The 15414-nt window shown below is 64.4% G+C and carries 11 protein-coding genes; 10 read left to right on the top strand and 1 reads right to left on the bottom strand.

The annotated features are described in order from the left end of the window. Positions 1-46: 46 nt before the first annotated feature. From glgA to QF092_RS05110, 4 genes are all read left to right on the top strand, one after another. Complete coding sequence (glgA, locus tag QF092_RS05125) at positions 47-1480, top strand: glycogen synthase GlgA (RefSeq protein WP_281468250.1); 1434 nt, start codon at positions 47-49, stop codon at positions 1478-1480. Continuing rightward, complete coding sequence (gene glgX, locus QF092_RS05120) at positions 1477-3615, top strand: glycogen debranching protein GlgX (RefSeq protein ID WP_420026499.1); 2139 nt, start codon at positions 1477-1479, stop codon at positions 3613-3615. Before glgA ends, glgX begins: the two co-directional genes overlap by 4 nt. Then, positions 3612-5240: an alpha-D-glucose phosphate-specific phosphoglucomutase gene (locus QF092_RS05115; protein WP_281468248.1), complete on the top strand. Its 1629-nt coding sequence runs from the start codon at positions 3612-3614 to the stop codon at positions 5238-5240. Before glgX ends, QF092_RS05115 begins: the two co-directional genes overlap by 4 nt. Before the next feature lie 231 nt (positions 5241-5471). After that, complete coding sequence (locus QF092_RS05110) at positions 5472-7007, top strand: trimethylamine methyltransferase family protein (protein ID WP_281468246.1); 1536 nt, start codon at positions 5472-5474, stop codon at positions 7005-7007. Here QF092_RS05110 and QF092_RS05105 read toward each other — a convergent pair. Next, positions 7004-7462, bottom strand: coding sequence for a lytic transglycosylase domain-containing protein (locus QF092_RS05105; RefSeq protein WP_281468244.1), 459 nt, complete (start codon positions 7460-7462; stop codon positions 7004-7006). The two genes, QF092_RS05110 and QF092_RS05105, sit on opposite strands and share 4 nt — an antisense overlap. Positions 7463-7643: 181 nt before the next feature. On the opposite strand from QF092_RS05105, the gene QF092_RS05100 reads away from it, so the two are divergent. The 6 genes from QF092_RS05100 to QF092_RS05075 all read left to right on the top strand — a co-directional run bounded on the left by QF092_RS05100 (position 7644) and on the right by QF092_RS05075 (position 15408). Then, positions 7644-8327, top strand: coding sequence for a response regulator (locus QF092_RS05100; protein ID WP_281468242.1), 684 nt, complete (start codon positions 7644-7646; stop codon positions 8325-8327). Positions 8328-8479: 152 nt separating this feature from the next. Continuing rightward, positions 8480-9670, top strand: a complete 1191-nt coding sequence (locus tag QF092_RS05095; protein WP_281468240.1) for an FIST N-terminal domain-containing protein — start codon at positions 8480-8482, stop codon at positions 9668-9670. Continuing rightward, positions 9667-11871, top strand: a complete 2205-nt coding sequence (locus QF092_RS05090; protein WP_281468238.1) for a hybrid sensor histidine kinase/response regulator — start codon at positions 9667-9669, stop codon at positions 11869-11871. Before QF092_RS05095 ends, QF092_RS05090 begins: the two co-directional genes overlap by 4 nt. An 83-nt stretch (positions 11872-11954) precedes the next feature. Next, positions 11955-12476: an SRPBCC family protein gene (locus tag QF092_RS05085; protein WP_281468236.1), complete on the top strand. Its 522-nt coding sequence runs from the start codon at positions 11955-11957 to the stop codon at positions 12474-12476. A 43-nt stretch (positions 12477-12519) separates the two neighbouring features. Beyond that, a complete protein-coding gene (locus QF092_RS05080; RefSeq protein WP_281468234.1) occupies positions 12520-13005 on the top strand; it encodes a (2Fe-2S)-binding protein in 486 nt (161 codons plus the stop codon). A gap of 24 nt (positions 13006-13029) precedes the next feature. Then, a complete protein-coding gene (locus QF092_RS05075; protein ID WP_281468232.1) occupies positions 13030-15408 on the top strand; it encodes a xanthine dehydrogenase family protein molybdopterin-binding subunit in 2379 nt (792 codons plus the stop codon). Positions 15409-15414 lie beyond the last annotated feature (6 nt).

The following is a 15414-nucleotide window of genomic DNA, read 5'->3' as shown; positions in this document are numbered from 1 at the left end:
GGACCCCCCTTGCCCGGATATTTGACGACAGAAAATGGGGGCTGTCATGCAGATCAAGGGGCGGGTTCTGTCGGTGGCCTCGGAATGCGTGCCTCTGATCAAGACCGGGGGGCTGGCCGATGTGGTGGGCGCGCTGCCCGCCGCGCTGCGCCCGATGGGTTGGGAGATGCGGGTCCTGCTGCCTGCCTATCGTCGGCTGCGCGGCCATCTGGGCGGAATGCGCGAGGTCTGGCGCGAGCCGGGGCTCTGGGGGGGCGAGGGCGTGGTCTTCGCGGGCGAGGTGGAGGGGGTGGATGTCCTCCTTCTCGACGCGCCGCATTTGTATGACCGCGAGGGGGGACCCTACAATTCTGCCGCAGGCGATTGGCCGGACAATCCGCAGCGCTTTGCCGCGCTGTCATGGGTCGCGGCGCGGATGGCGCGTGAAGGGGTGGATGGCTGGAAAGCGGATGTGCTGCATGCGCATGACTGGCAGGCCGGGCTGGCGCCTGCCTATCTGGCCTATGGCGGGACAGGGGGCGTGGGGTCGGTGATCACCGTCCATAACATCGCCTTTCAGGGCTGGGCCGATGCCGGGATGATCGACACGCTGCGCCTGCCGCGGGAGGCGTTCCATCCGGGGCAGTTGGAATATTACGGGGGCCTGAGCAGCCTGAAGGCGGGGCTGGTGACGGCGGATCGGATCACGACGGTGTCGCCGTCCTATGCCGCCGAATTGATGCGGCCCGAATTCGGGATGGGGCTGCAAGGGGTGATCACGGCGCGGGGGGCGGTGGTGTCGGGCATCCTGAACGGGGTGGATACCGCGGTCTGGTCACCGGAGGCAGAGCCCGTGCCCTATACGGCGAAGGCGATGAAGGGCAAGGCCGCGAACCGCGCCGCCCTTTGCGCGGAATTCGGTCTGGCGGAACCTGCGGGGCCGTTGGCCATCGTCGTCAGCCGCCTGACCGATCAGAAGGGGATCGACCTGTTGCCTGCCGTCATCCCCGATTTCGTGGCGGCAGGGGGCGCGCTGATCGTGCTGGGATCGGGGGATCCCGCGCTGGAAGCCGCGATGCGGGGGCTGGAGCAACGCTTCCCCGGCAAGGTGGCGGTCCGGATCGGTTATGACGAGGCGCTGTCGCATCGGCTGTTTGCGGGCGCGGATGCCGTGCTGGTGCCGTCGCGGTTCGAACCTTGCGGGCTGACGCAGATGTATGGGCTGCGCTATGGCACGATCCCGGTCGTGGCGGCGGTGGGCGGGTTGGCCGATACGGTGATCCATGCGTCGCCTGCCGCGCTGGCGACCGGGGTGGCGACGGGGGTGCAGTTCCACCCGACAGATGCGGTGGCCTTTGGGCAGGCGCTGCGGCAGTTGGTGGCGTTGCATGCGGATGCAAAGCTTTGGGCGCGGGTCCAGAAGAATGCGATGGCCCATCCCGTCGGCTGGGAAACGAGCGCGGCGGCCTATGCCGCGCTTTATGCGGGTCTGGCCAAGTGACACCGCAGCGCGCGCCCTTGCCGCCGCGTCTTGTGGGGCATTCGGTCACGCCGGGTCGGCCATGGCCGATGGGGGCGAGTTATGACGGCGAAGGGGTGAATTTCGCCGTCTTTTCCGCCCATGCCGAGAAGGTGGAACTGTGCCTTTTCTCATCCGATGGGCGCAAGGAACTGGCGCGGATCGCGCTGCCGGAACGGGATGGCGATATCTGGCATGGGCATGTCGGCGGTCTGGTGCCCGGCACGCTTTATGGGTTCCGTGTGCATGGGCCTTATGCGCCGGAACAGGGGCATCGCTTCAATCCCCACAAGCTGTTGATCGACCCCTATGCCCGCGCACTGGAAGGGCGGTTGAAATGGTCGGATGCGCTGATGGGCTACAAGGTGGGCAGCCCGCGCGCCGACATGTCTTATGACACAAGGGATAGCGCCTTTGCCGTGCCGAAATCGGTGGTGGCGGATACCTCCTTTACATGGGGCGAGGATGCGCCGCCGCGCATCCCCCTGACCGAGACGGTGATCTACGAGGCGCATGTGCGCGGCCTGACCATGCTGCATCCCGGCGTGGAAAAGGGGGTGCGGGGGTCGTTCCTCGGCCTCGCCTCGGACGCCGTGATCGACCATCTGGTGAAGCTGGGGGTGACGAGTGTCGAACTGCTTCCCGTGCAGGCTTTTGCCGATGAACGCTTTTTGGTGGCCAAGGGTCTGCGCAACTATTGGGGCTATCAGACCATCGCCTTCTTCGCGCCCGAGCCGCGCTATTTGACCAAGGGGCAGGTCTGGGAATTCCAGTCCATGGTGCGGCGGTTCCATGCGGCGGGGATCGAGGTGATTTTGGACGTCGTCTACAACCATTCGGGCGAAGGCGATGAGTTCGGGCCGACGCTTTCGTTCCGTGGCCTCGACAATGCCAGCTATTACCGCCTGATGCATGGCGGGCGGCATTATGTGAACGATACGGGCACGGGCAATACGCTGAACCTGACCCATCCGATGGTGCTGCGCATGGTGATGGACAGTTTGCGCTATTGGGTGGAGGTCATGCATGTGGATGGCTTCCGCTTTGACCTTGCCACGGTTCTGGGGCGCGAGGCGCATGGGTTTGATCCGCAGGGCGGGTTCTTCGATGCGATCCGGCAGGACCCGGTTCTGGCGCGGGTGAAGCTGATTGCCGAGCCATGGGATATCGGGCCGGGGGGGTATCAGCTGGGCGGCTATCCGCATCCCTTTCTGGAATGGAATGACCGTTTCCGCGATGGCGTCCGGCGTTGGTGGAAAGGCGATCCGGGGATGGCGGCGGACCTTGCCAGCCGCATCCTTGGCAGTGCCGAGCGGTTTGACCATCACGGGCGGTCGGCGACATCTTCGGTCAATTTCGTAACCGCGCATGACGGGTTCAATCTGGAGGACGTTGTGTCCTTCACGGTGAAGCGGAACTGGGCCAATGGTGAGGAAAACCGCGATGGCCACCACGAGAACCATTCCGACAATCTGGGATTGGAGGGGCCGTCGGATGACCCCGCCATCCGGGCCGCGCGCGATCTGAGAAAGCGCAATCTTCTGGCGACGCTGATGCTGGCGCAGGGGGTGCCGATGCTGCTTGCAGGGGATGAGGTCGGCCATAGTCAGGGCGGCAACAACAATGCCTATGCGCAGGATAATGAAACGACATGGATCGACTGGGCGCACGGCGATGCGGGCCTTTCGGCCTTTGTCGCGCGGCTGGTGGCCTTGCGCCGCGCGCATCCGGTGCTGCGGCAGCGGCGGTTCCTGCATGCCAAGCCGCGACCGGGCGATGGAGTGCCAGATGTGATCTGGCGCCGGGCGGATGGGCAGAAGCCCACGCCCACCGATTGGCATGATCCGGGCTTCCGCTGTTTGGGGGTGGAGATGCGGATGGCCGCCGAAGGGGCCGATCCGGGGCATTGTGCAATTTACGCGGTGTTCAACACGGGTGCGGAATGCGTGCTGCGCCTGCCCGATACCGCGCCGGGGTGGGAGCTGATCCTCGACACCACGCGGCCCGCGCTTGAGGCCGCCCCCGGCGGGCCGGGGACGCGCGCGCCCGCGCAATCGGTTCTTGTGTTCCGGTCGCTTGCGGCCAAGTCCAAGGGTTCCACGGGAGGAAAGTCATGACCATCCGCACCATCGCAACAACGCCTATTGCGGGGCAGAAACCCGGCACGTCCGGCCTGCGGAAAAAGACCCCGGTCTTCATGGGGCATCACTATCTGGAGAATTTCGTCCAGAGCATTTTCGATGTGGTGGGGGCGGCGGGAAAGACCTTCGTCCTTGGGGGGGATGGGCGCTATTTCAATGACCGCGCCGCGCAGGTCATCTTGCGGATGGCGGCGGCGAATGGGGCAGCGCGGGTGATCGTCGGGCAGGGGGCGATCCTGTCGACGCCTGCGGCAAGCCACCTGATCCGGCTGAACAAGACGGATGGCGGGATCATCATGTCGGCAAGCCACAATCCCGGCGGGCCGGAGGAGGATTTCGGGGTCAAGTTCAACATGCCCAATGGCGGCCCCGCGCCCGAGGGCGTGACCGAAGCCATGTATCGCCGCACGACCGAGATCACCGCCTACAAGATTGTCGAGGCGCAGGATGTGGACCTTGGCCGCATCGGGCGCACCTCGCTGGCGGGCATGGTGGTGGATGTGGTGGACCCCGTGGCCGATTACGCCGCGCTGATGGAACGCCTGTTCGATTTCGACGCGATCCGGGCGATGTTTGCAGGCGGGTTCCGCATGCGGATGGATTCGATGTGCGCCGTCACCGGGCCTTATGCGGTGGAGATCTTGGAGCGGCGTCTGGGCGCGCCCGCCGGGACATGTGTCAACGCGACCCCGCTGCCGGATTTCGGAGGGATGCATCCCGACCCGAACCCAACATGGGCCAAGGCCCTGATGGATGAGATGTTCGGAGAGGACGCGCCGGATTTCGGCGCGGCTTCGGATGGGGATGGGGATCGCAACATGGTGGTGGGGCGGGGCATCTATGTCTCGCCTTCCGACAGCCTTGCGGTGCTGGCCGCGAATGCGCATCTGGCACCGGGCTATGCCAAGGGGGTGAAGGGGGTGGCGCGGTCCATGCCCACCTCGGCGGCGGCGGATCGGGTGGCAGAGGCGCTGGGTATCGGGTCCTATGAGACGCCGACGGGGTGGAAATTCTTCGGCAACCTTCTGGACGCGGGCCGCGCCACGATCTGCGGTGAGGAAAGCTTCGGCACCGGGTCCGACCATGTGCGTGAAAAGGACGGGCTTTGGGCGGTGCTTCTGTGGCTGAATATCTTGGCCGTGCGGAAAGAGACGGTGGCCGAGATTTTGGCGCAGCATTGGGCGCGCTTCGGGCGGAACTATTACAGCCGCCACGATTTTGAGGCGATTGCCGCCGACAAGGCCGAGGCGATGATGAGCGCGCTGCGTGGTGCCTTGCCGGGTCTGAAGGGGCGGGAGGTGGAGGGGATGACCATCGCCGCCGCAGATGATTTTGCCTATACCGATCCGGTGGATGGGTCGGTCAGCAGCAAGCAGGGCCTGCGGGTGATGTTCGAGGACGGGTCGCGCTTCGTGCTGCGCCTGTCGGGGACAGGCACAGAAGGCGCGACGCTGCGGATGTATCTGGAGCGCACGGCGCCGGGGCCTGCGGGGTTGGACCTTGATCCGCAAGAGGCGCTGGCCCCGGTGATCCGGGCCGCGCATGGGCTGGCGCGGATTGCCGATTTCACGGGGCGCAAATCGCCCGACGTGGTGACCTGAGGCATCGGTTTTCATGCGGAGCGCCGCGCGCAGGGCGCGGCGCGCGCCTTTTGTATTGCCCGCGCGGCCTGCGCCGCGCGAGCAGGGCCGGGGGTTTCACACCCCCGGACCCCCGTGGAGTATTTTTCCCAAGATGAAGGGGCGGAATCCGTCCTTTTCCGGTCGCCTTTCGCGATGCAAAGCGCGGCATCGGGGCGTCTGCTGTGGAGACGGGGCAGAGGAGGCGGGTCGATGGATGAGGTGCGGCATCAAAGGGCGGGGCGGGCGGCGCGGGCGGCGGAACGGTCGCGCAAGGGCGCGCGGGTCGGGCGGCCCTATATTCTGCGCAACATCCCCACTTATGACGTTCTCTCGGAAGAGAGCCTGATCCGCATCGAGCGGGCGGCGGACCGCATCCTTGCCGAGACGGGGATCGAGTTTCGCGATGACCCCGTGGCCTTGGAGCATTGGCGGCGCGCGGGGGCGGAGGTGGAGGGGCTTTTGGTGAAGTTCCCGCCGGGTATGCTGCGCGAGGTGTTGCAATCGGCCCCGGCGGAGTTCGTGCAGCATGCGCGGAACCCCGCAAAATCGGTGGTGATCGGGGGGAAATCGGTCGTCTTTGCACCTGCCTATGGCAGCCCTTTCGTGATGGACCTTGATAAGGGGCGACGCTTCGGGACGCTGGAGGATTTCCAGAATTTCATCAAGCTGGCCCAGGCATCCCCCAATTTCCATCATTCGGGCGGCACGATCTGCGAGCCCACCGATATTGCGGTGAACAAGCGGCATCTTGATATGGTGATGGCGCATCTGACGCTGTCGGATCGGCCCTTCATGGGGTCGGTCACGGCCGAGGAGCGGGCGGAAGACAGTATCGACATGGCGCGGATCGTCTTTGGCCGCGATTTTGTGGATGCCAATTGCGTGATCCTTGGCAATGTGAACGTCAATTCGCCGCTGGTCTGGGACGGCACGATGACCCGGTCCCTGCGGGCCTATGCGCGGGCAAATCAGGCGGCTGTGGTGGTGCCCTTCATCCTTGGCGGCGCGATGGGGCCAGTGACCAATGCCGGGGCCATCGCGCAATCCTTGGCCGAAACGATGGCGGGCTGTGCGCTGACGCAGTTGGAGCGGAAGGGCGCGCCGGTCATCTTTGGCAACTTCTTGTCGTCGATGTCCTTGCGGTCTGGCAGCCCGACCTTCGGCACGCCGGAACCGGCCATCGGGTCCATGGTGATCGGGCAGCTGTGCCGCCGTCTGAACTTGCCTTTGCGCTGTTCGGGGAACTTCACCACGTCAAAGCTGCCCGATGCGCAGGCGATGATGGAAGGGACGATGTCCATGCTGGCCGCCGTGCAATGCGGGGCGAATTTCATCCTGCATTCGGCGGGTTTCCTCGATGGGCTTTTGTCGATGTCCTATGAGAAGTTCATGCTGGATGCCGACCTGTGCGGTAGCCTGCATTCCTATCTGGACGGGGTGAAGATCGACGACGACCAATTGGCGGTGGAGGCCTTTGCCGAAGTGGGACCGGGCAACCATTTCTTTGGCTGCTCGCACACCATGGCGCATTACGAAACCGCCTTCTGGGACAGCGAATTGTCCGACAATGAGCCCTTTGAAAAATGGGAGGCGGCGGGGTCTGTAGATGCCGCCACGCGCGCCAATCGGGCCTGGAAGCAGCGGCTGGCGGAGTATGAGGCCCCGCCGATGGAGGCAGGGACACGCGCGGCGCTGGAGGATTTCGTGGCGCGGAAGAAGGCCGAGATGGCCGATATGTGGTATTAGGATCTGAGGCCCGTTTCCTCCAGAAGGCCCATGCGTTTGGCTTCGTAATAATAGCCGCGGCGATACCACATATGGGCGCGGTCATGGTTGCCGCGCGCCACGAGCCATGCGCCGCGCAGGTATTTTCCGGCGTAGATCATGTTGGTTTCGGCATCCAGAAGCTGGGACGGGTCGCCCCTGAACCCCATGGTCTGCGCGGTCTGGGGGTGGATCTGCATCAGCCCGTAATAGGGTCCGTTGCGGGCAGCGGGGTTATAGCCGCTTTCGCGGCGGACGGTTTCGTGGATCAGGCTTTCGGGGATGTCATAGACGCGGGCATATTTGCGGATCAGTCGGTTGATCTCTTCCGGGCCCTGTGCGCTGCGGCTGGGCGGGGTGTCGCGGCGGCCACCGCCACAGGCGGCGAGGGCGAGGGGCAGGGCGAGGAAAAGGACATCGCGGCGCTGGATGGGCATGGTGGCAACCCCTGAATGCACGGTTTGGCACGGTGATAGCGGGCGGGGGCGCAGGGGGAAAGGGTGGGATCAGGACGGGGCCGGGCGCGGGCGGAACTTTGCGTGGCGGCTAAGACCTTTGGCGCAGTTGGCGCGGGGCGCATGCGCTGTTAGCCTGCATCATGTGGGACAGGAGGTTCCGATGGACGGATCGCAGCGCAGGCTTGCCACGGCCTTGATCGTGGATGACCATCCGCTGTTCTGCGACGCCCTGTCGATGACATTGCGCGCAGTGGCAGGGATCGAGGGGATCGAGACGGCGGACAGGCTGGAAACGGCGCTGGCGCGGCTGGAGATTTCGCCTTTGCCGGATGTGGTGGTGCTGGATCTGAACCTGCCGGATGTGAACGGGCTGGATGGGTTGATCCGGCTGCGCGCCACGGCGGGGGATGTGCCGGTGGTGGTGGTGTCCTCCTTGGCCGACAATCGAGTGATCGGCGCGGCGCTGCGGGCCGGTGCCGTGGGCTTTGTTCCCAAACATTCGCGGCGCGAGGTGTTCAAGGCGGCCTTCGATGCCATTCGCGCGGGTGAGGGGTTTGTGCCCGAAGGGTTTGTGCCGCAGGCCGATCCCAATGCACCTGCAAGCCAGCGTGAGGAGGCCATTTCGCGGCTTTCCCTTTTGACGCGGCAGCAGGCGAAGATCTTGCAACTGATCTGCGAGGGGATGCTGAACAAGCAGATCGCCTATGAGTTGACCATCGCCGAGACCACGGTGAAGGCGCATGTGACGGCGATCATGCGCAAGCTGGGCGTGCAAAGCCGGACGCAGGCCGTGTTGATTGCGCAAGAGGCGAGTTTCGATCGTTTGATGCCCGAAAACGGGTAGGGCGGTCCGTTCCGCAAAAGGCCCGCTGTTCTGTAAGGGGCGGCGTTCTGGGCTGGGTGCCATGCTTGGTGATGTCCTGACAATCCGGGGCTTGCGGGGGCGGGGGGGTGAATTGTAGCCTTTCCGCAGGACGGCGCGTTTGGGAGGACGCGATGAACCAGCGGAGGGAGGCATTTTCTGCGTCGCAGGACGCGGGGCTGGCACTGGTCGCGCGGGCGTCTGTGCCGGTGGACGTGCCGCATCCGCTGCGTCAATTGGAAGAGGCGCTGGGGCCGGGGCCTTTCGCCCTTGTCATTCTGTTCGTGTCGCCGGATGCCGATCTGGATGCGCTGGCGCTGCGCCTGCCGGGGCGGTTCGGGGGGGCGCGTGTCGTCGGCTGTTCCACGGCGGGCGAGATTTCCGGGGCGGGCTATACCGAGGGCGAGATCGTCGCCGTGGGCCTGCCTGCATCGCATTTCGCGGCGGACCTGCTGTTGATTCCCGACCTTTCGGCGATGGAGCGGGAGGGGCTGATCGGGCAATTGATCCGGTCGCGGCAATCGCTGTCCCGTGCGCATCCCGATTGGGAGGGGGAGTTCGCCTTCCTTCTTGTCGATGGCCTGTCGGTGCGCGAGGACGAGCTTGCCGGGGCGCTGGCATCGGGGCTGGGGCCGGTGCCCCTTTTCGGGGGATCGGCGGGGGATGGGACGCGGTTTCGCGCGACCTTCGTTCTGCACGAAGGCCATGCCTTGCAAAATGCCGCCGTCTTGGCCTTGGTGCGGACCGATTGCCGGGTGAAGGTCTTCAGCCTTGACCATCTGACGCCAACCGAAGCGCGCATGGTGGTGACCGGGGCCGATCCGGCGCGACGCATCGTCCATAAGATCAATGCCGAACCTGCTGCACAGGAATATGCGCGGCTTCTGGGCAAAGACCCCGCGCAGCTGACCACCTTTACCTTTGCAGCCCATCCCGTGGTCGTGCGTGTCGGGGGCAAGCACCATGTGCGCGCGATCCGCGAGGTGGCAGAGGGCGGCGATCTGATCTTCTTTTCCGCCATCGACGAAGGCGTTGTGCTGACGCTGGCCGATCCGCAGGACATGGTGACCCATCTGGCGGGCCGCATGGCCGAACTGGCCGCCGAGGGCGCGCCTGTGGCCATCCTTGCCTGCGATTGCATCCTGCGCCGGATGGAGGCGCAGGAGAAACAGAAGTCGGGGGCCGTGTCGGCCATCCTGCGTGAAAACCGGGTGGTGGGTTTTTCCACCTATGGTGAACAGTTCAATGCGCTGCATGTGAACCAGACGATGACAGGGGTGGCCATCTATCCGCCTGACGATAGGGCCGCCGAGGCGGCGGAATGATCGAGACGCTGATCAACCCCGCCGATCCGCCTGAACGGCAAACCGAAAAGCTGCTGGCCATCGCGCAGGTCTTGATGCGCCGGGTGGAACAGATCACCGATGACAGCGGCGCGGCCTATGCGCAATTCCAGCGCGCGGCGATGCTGGAGGATCAGGTGCGCGAACGCACCCGCGATCTGGAACGCGCGCTGGACCTTTTGAATGACAGCAATGCAAGGCTGGCCGAGGCGAACCGCGCCACCGAAGCCGCGCGGCAGAACCTTGCAAATGCGATCGAGACGATTCAGGAGGGATTCGCCCTTTTCGATGCGCAGGATGTGCTGGTGATGTGCAATTCCCGGTTCGGGATGCACATGCTTGACCTGCGGGAACATCTGAAGCCAGGGCTGCGCTTTGGCGATTATATCGAACGGGTCAGCCAGTCGCGCTTTTTGGAACTGCCGCCGGGGGAAAGCGCCGAGGATTGGGCCGTCGCGCGCCGTCGTCGCCACCAGGACCGGCATGTGATCTTTAACGTCCGCATGGTCTGGGACCGTTGGGTTCAGGTCAGCGAACACCGCACCGCAGATGGCGGGACGGTGATCCTGCAAACCGATGTGACCGAGATCATCCGTCTGGAACGGTCGGAACGCGGCAAGATGCTGGACGATCAGGCCCGCGTGATCCGCGCCACGCTGGACCATATCAGCCAAGGTGTCTGCATCTTTGATGCCGAGGCGCGGCTGGTGGGGTGGAATCAGCGTCTGGGCCAGCTTTTGACCGTCCCCATGGCGCGGTTCCGCATGGGTGTGAGTTTCGACGCCATCCTTGACCGTTTCCGCACCGACCTGACCTTTGGCGAAGGCATCACCGAGGCGCGGCTGGGCGATTGGGTCGCGGGGCGCGAGGGGCGGGGGGCGATCCGCTTTGAGTTGCGGCGCGGGCCGGACATGATCATGGATGTCTTTGCCCAAGGCATGCCCAATGGCGGTTTCGTGATGTCTTTCACCGATGTCACCGCCGAGCGCGCGGCAATCGAGGCGCTGAGCCGCGCCAATGAAACGCTTGAGGCGCGGGTGATGGAACGCACGCTGGAACTGGAGGATGCGCTGGCGCATGCCGAACGCGCCAATGCCAGCAGGTCACGTTTCGTGGCGGCGGCCAGCCATGACCTGTTGCAGCCGCTGAGCGCGGCGAAACTTTTCATCTCATCCGTTCCTGAAGAGGGGCTGGGGGCCGAGACCCGGGCCGCGCTGGACAAGGCGCAGAACGCGCTTTTGTCGGTGGAAGGGATTTTGGGCGCGCTTCTGGATATCTCGAAACTTGAAAGCGGGCGGGCGGCGGTATCGGTGGGGCCTGTGCGGCTGGAACGGCTTTTGGAACAGTTCCACGACGAATTCGGGGCCATTGCGGCGGCCAAGGGGTTGCGGCTGTCGGTGGTGCCGTCGCGGGTGACAGTCACGTCGGATGCGGCCTATCTGCGGCGCATCCTGCAAAACCTGATCGGCAATGCCATCCGCTATACCGACCGGGGGCGCATTCTGGTGGGCGTGCGGCGCCGTGGTGGCATGGTTCGGATCGAGGTGCGCGACACGGGGCCGGGGATACCCGAAACCGAACAGGACAACATCTTCAAGGAATTCCACCGCCTGAATGCCCGCGCTTCGGCCAGCGAAGGGATGGGGCTTGGCCTTGCCATCGTGGAGCGGGCCTGCGCCCTTTTGGGCCATCCCCTTGGCCTGTCGTCAGAGATCGGGCGGGGCACCTGTTTCATGGTGCAGGTGCCTTTGGCCGATGGGGTGGCGCATCCCGAAGGACCGCGCCCCGCGCCAAGCCCCCGCCCGTCGATGCAGAATCGCATCGTCTTTTTGGTGGAAAACGACGGCGATCTGCGCCGCGCGATGGCGCTTTTGCTTGAGAAATGGGGTGTCAGCGTCCTTGATGCCGCCTCGGGTGAAGAGGCGCTGGAATTGATCGAAGAACTGGGCATCCTGCCCGACTGCTTTATCGTCGATTTCAATCTAGGGGCGGGGATGGACGGGGTGAAATTCCTGTCCATGGTTCAGGCGCGGCATGGCGCGGTGCCTGCGCGGATCGTCACCGCCGACCACCGCCCCGAATTGCGCGCCCATTGCGCGGCGGCGGGGGTGGGCTTGATGATGAAGCCGCTGGATGCCCGCGCTCTCGAATCTTTCATCGCGGGATTGCCGCAGGCGGGATAGCCTGAACCCTGCGCCTACGACCAATGTTCCATATCGGGCGGCGCAAGGGCCGCTTAATCTTCCGGACAAGTGAGGTGACCAACATGAAGCTGACCGATTTTCGCGAGATCAAGGCCGACCCGGCCACTGTCTGGGCGGCGATCCTGAATCCCGATGTCCTGAAGGAATGCGTGCCGGGATGCGAAAGCATGTCGGGCAGCGTGGCCGATGGGTTCGAGGCCGTGGTGACCCAGAAGGTCGGCCCGGTGAAGGCCACCTTCAAGGGGGCCGTGTCCTTTTCCGATATCGTCGAAGGCCGTAGCCTAAAGATATCGGGCGAAGGCAAGGGTGGCCCTGCCGGTTTCGCCAAAGGCGGTGCGGCAGTGACCTTGGAACCTATGGAGGGCGGCACTCGCCTTTCCTACGATGTCGAGGCGGCGGTGGGCGGCAAGATCGCTCAATTGGGCAGCCGGATCATCGACGGTTTCGCCAAGAAGATGGCGGATGAATTCTTCACCCGATTCCAGGCTGCGGTCGAAGGTCCGGCTGAAGAAGAAATGGCCGAAGAGGCCACAGCGGGCGAAGGCGAAAAGAAGAAGGGTTGGTTCAAGCGCCTGATGGGCTGAACCGAAAAGCAATTACCTAGGAAGAGTCCAAGGGAGGACGACCATGACGAAAGTCACGATGACGGTGAACGGCAAGACCGTCTCGGGCGAGGTGGAGGGGCGCACGCTTCTGTCCACCTTCCTGCGCGAGGGGTTGGGGCTGACCGGCACGCATGTCGGCTGCGACACCAGCCAATGTGGCGCCTGCGTGGTGCATGTGGATGGCAAGGCGGTGAAATCCTGCACCACCTTTGCCGCCGATGTGGCGGGCGCAAGCGTCAAGACGATCGAGGGGATGAACAATCCCGATGGGTCGCTATCGGTGATCCAGCAGGCGTTCCAAGACCATCACGGCCTGCAATGCGGCTTCTGCACGCCCGGCATGGTGATGTCTTCCGCCGCGCTTCTGGCCGACAACCCCAAGCCGTCCGAGGCCGAGATCCGGCATTACCTTGAGGGGAATATCTGCCGCTGCACGGGCTATCATAACATCGTCAAGGCGGTGCTGGCCGCATCCGGGCAGGATGCAGCTGCGCAGGCCGCCGAATAAGCACGATTTCAGGGAGGAATTGGGATGCCGAAGGACACAGGGATCGGCGCCAGCAGCAAGCGGCGCGAGGACGTGCGCTTTCTGTCGGGGCGCGGGGTCTATACCGATGACATGGCGATTGCCGCGCAGACCTATGCGGTCTTCGTACGGTCGAACGTCGCGCATGGGCGGATCAAGTCGATCAACACGGCCAATGCCGCCGCGATGCCCGGCGTGCTGGCCATCTTCACGGGCGAGGATTTCAAGGATGTGGGCGGCAACCCGGCGGGCTGGCTGATCAACAGCCGCGATGGCACGCCGATGCGCGAACCCAAGCGCCCGGTGCTGGCCCATGGCAAAGTCCGCCATGTGGGCGACGCCTATGCCGCCGTGATCGCGGAAACCTACAATCAGGCCAAGGACGCGGCCCAGCAACTGGCCGATGATAGCGAGATCGAGGAACTGCCCGCCATCGTCGACATGAAGAAGGCCGTGGCCGATGCGTCGAACCGCGTGCATGACGAGATCCCCGACAACCTCTGCTTCGACTGGGGCTGGATCGAGGATAACCGCGCGGCGGTGGATGAGGCGTTCAAGAACGCGCCCCACATCACCACGCTGGAACTGGTGAACAACCGTCTGGTGCCGAACGCGATGGAACCGCGCGCCAGCATCGGGGAATATTTCCCCGGCACGGGCGACTACAAGCTGACCACCACCTCGCAGAACCCGCACCTGACGCGGCTTCTGGTGGCGGCCTTCGTTCTGGGCATCCCGGAAAACAAGCTGACGGTCGTGGCCCCTGATGTGGGCGGCGGCTTCGGGTCGAAGATCTATCACTATGGCGAAGAGGCGCTGGTTCTGGCGGCGGCACGCAAGCTGGGCCGTCCGGTGCGCTGGACGGCAGAGCGGACGGAAAGCTTCCTCACCGATGCGCATGGCCGCGACCATGTGACGAAGATCGAGATGGCATCGACCAAGGATGGTGAGATTCTTGCGATCCGCACGGAAACGCTGGCCAATGTGGGGGCTTACCTTTCGAACTTCTCCACCGCGACGCCGACCTTCCTGCATGGCACGCTGATGGCGGGCCCCTATAAGGTGCCGCATGTCTATGTGAACGTGAAAACGGTCTTCACCAATACCGCCCCCGTCGATGCCTATCGCGGCGCGGGTCGGCCCGAGGCCACGTTCTCGATCGAACGTATCGTCGATAAGATGTGCCGCGAGCTGAACCTTGATCCGTTCGAGGTGCGCCGCAAGAACCTGATCCAGCCGGATCAGTTCCCCTACACCACCCCGGTCGGGCTGGTCTATGACACGGGCAACTATCAGGCGACGTTGGACAAGCTGATCGAACTGGCAGACGTAGCCGGCTTCGACAAGCGGGCAGCGGCGTCCAAGGCAAAGGGCAAGCTGCGCGGCATGGGCCTTTCGACCTGGATCGAGGCTTGCGGCATCGCGCCGTCGAACCTTGTGGGCGTGCTTGGGTCGCGCGTCGGCCTTTATGACGCCGCAACCGTGCGGGTGAACGCCACCGGCAATATCAGCGTGATGACCGGGGCGCATAGCCACGGGCAGGGCCATGAGACGGTCTTTGCCCAGATCGTGGCCGAAAAGCTGGGCATCCCGGAAAGCTCGATCGAGATCGTGCATGGCGACACGTCGAAGATTCCCTTCGGCATGGGGTCATACGGGTCCCGCTCTCTGGCGGTCTGCGGCGCGGCGATGACCAAGGCGGTGGACAAGATCATCGCCAAGGGCAAGAAGATTGCGGCCCATATGCTGGAAGCGTCCGAGAACGACATTGTCTTTGCCGATGGCAAGTTCAGTGTCGCAGGCACCGACAAGGCGAAAAGCTTCGGCGAGATTGCCTTCTCGGCTTACGTCCCGCACAACTACCCGCTGGAAACGCTGGAACCGGGGCTGGAAGAAACGGCCTTCTACGATCCGGCAAACTTCACCTATCCCGCAGGTGCCTATCTTTGCGAGGTGGAGGTGGACCCCGAAACCGGCAAGGTTGATATCGCGTCCTTCACCTGCGCCGATGACTTTGGCCATGTGATGAACCCGATGATCGTCGAGGGGCAGGTGCATGGCGGCGTGGGGCAGGGGATCGGTCAGGCCCTCTTGGAAAACACGTCCTATGACGAAAACGGCCAGCTCTTGACGGCGTCCTATATGGATTACGCCATGCCGCGCGCCGATGACGTGCCCTTCTATACGGTGGACCATTCCTGCGTCACGCCCTGCACCCATAACCCCCTCGGGGTGAAGGGCTGCGGCGAGGCCGGGGCCATCGGGTCGCCCCCGGCGGTGGTCAATGCGGTGATCGACGCGCTTCATCGCGGCGGCCATACGCATGTGAAACATATCGACATGCCCGTCTCGCCGTCGCGAGTCTGGGCGGCGATCAACGGCTGAGGGGGG

The sequence above is a fragment of the Fuscovulum ytuae genome, assembly GCF_029953595.1.
Classification (GTDB): Bacteria; Pseudomonadota; Alphaproteobacteria; order Rhodobacterales; family Rhodobacteraceae; genus Paragemmobacter; species Paragemmobacter ytuae.
This window is presented reverse-complemented; position numbering and strand designations above follow the sequence as displayed.

Bases quoted from the DNA above. Each gene is read 5' to 3' on its own strand.
- glgA (WP_281468250.1), top strand. From the start codon at position 47: ATGCAGATCAAGGGGCGGGTTCTGTCGGTGGCCTCGGAATGCGTGCCT.
- QF092_RS05115 (WP_281468248.1), top strand. From the start codon at position 3,612: ATGACCATCCGCACCATCGCAACAACGCCTATTGCGGGGCAGAAACCC.
- QF092_RS05110 (WP_281468246.1), top strand. From the start codon at position 5,472: ATGGATGAGGTGCGGCATCAAAGGGCGGGGCGGGCGGCGCGGGCGGCG.
- QF092_RS05105 (WP_281468244.1), bottom strand. From the start codon at position 7,462: ATGCCCATCCAGCGCCGCGATGTCCTTTTCCTCGCCCTGCCCCTCGCC.
- QF092_RS05100 (WP_281468242.1), top strand. From the start codon at position 7,644: ATGGACGGATCGCAGCGCAGGCTTGCCACGGCCTTGATCGTGGATGAC.
- QF092_RS05095 (WP_281468240.1), top strand. From the start codon at position 8,480: ATGAACCAGCGGAGGGAGGCATTTTCTGCGTCGCAGGACGCGGGGCTG.
- QF092_RS05090 (WP_281468238.1), top strand. From the start codon at position 9,667: ATGATCGAGACGCTGATCAACCCCGCCGATCCGCCTGAACGGCAAACC.
- QF092_RS05085 (WP_281468236.1), top strand. From the start codon at position 11,955: ATGAAGCTGACCGATTTTCGCGAGATCAAGGCCGACCCGGCCACTGTC.
- QF092_RS05080 (WP_281468234.1), top strand. From the start codon at position 12,520: ATGACGAAAGTCACGATGACGGTGAACGGCAAGACCGTCTCGGGCGAG.
- QF092_RS05075 (WP_281468232.1), top strand. From the start codon at position 13,030: ATGCCGAAGGACACAGGGATCGGCGCCAGCAGCAAGCGGCGCGAGGAC.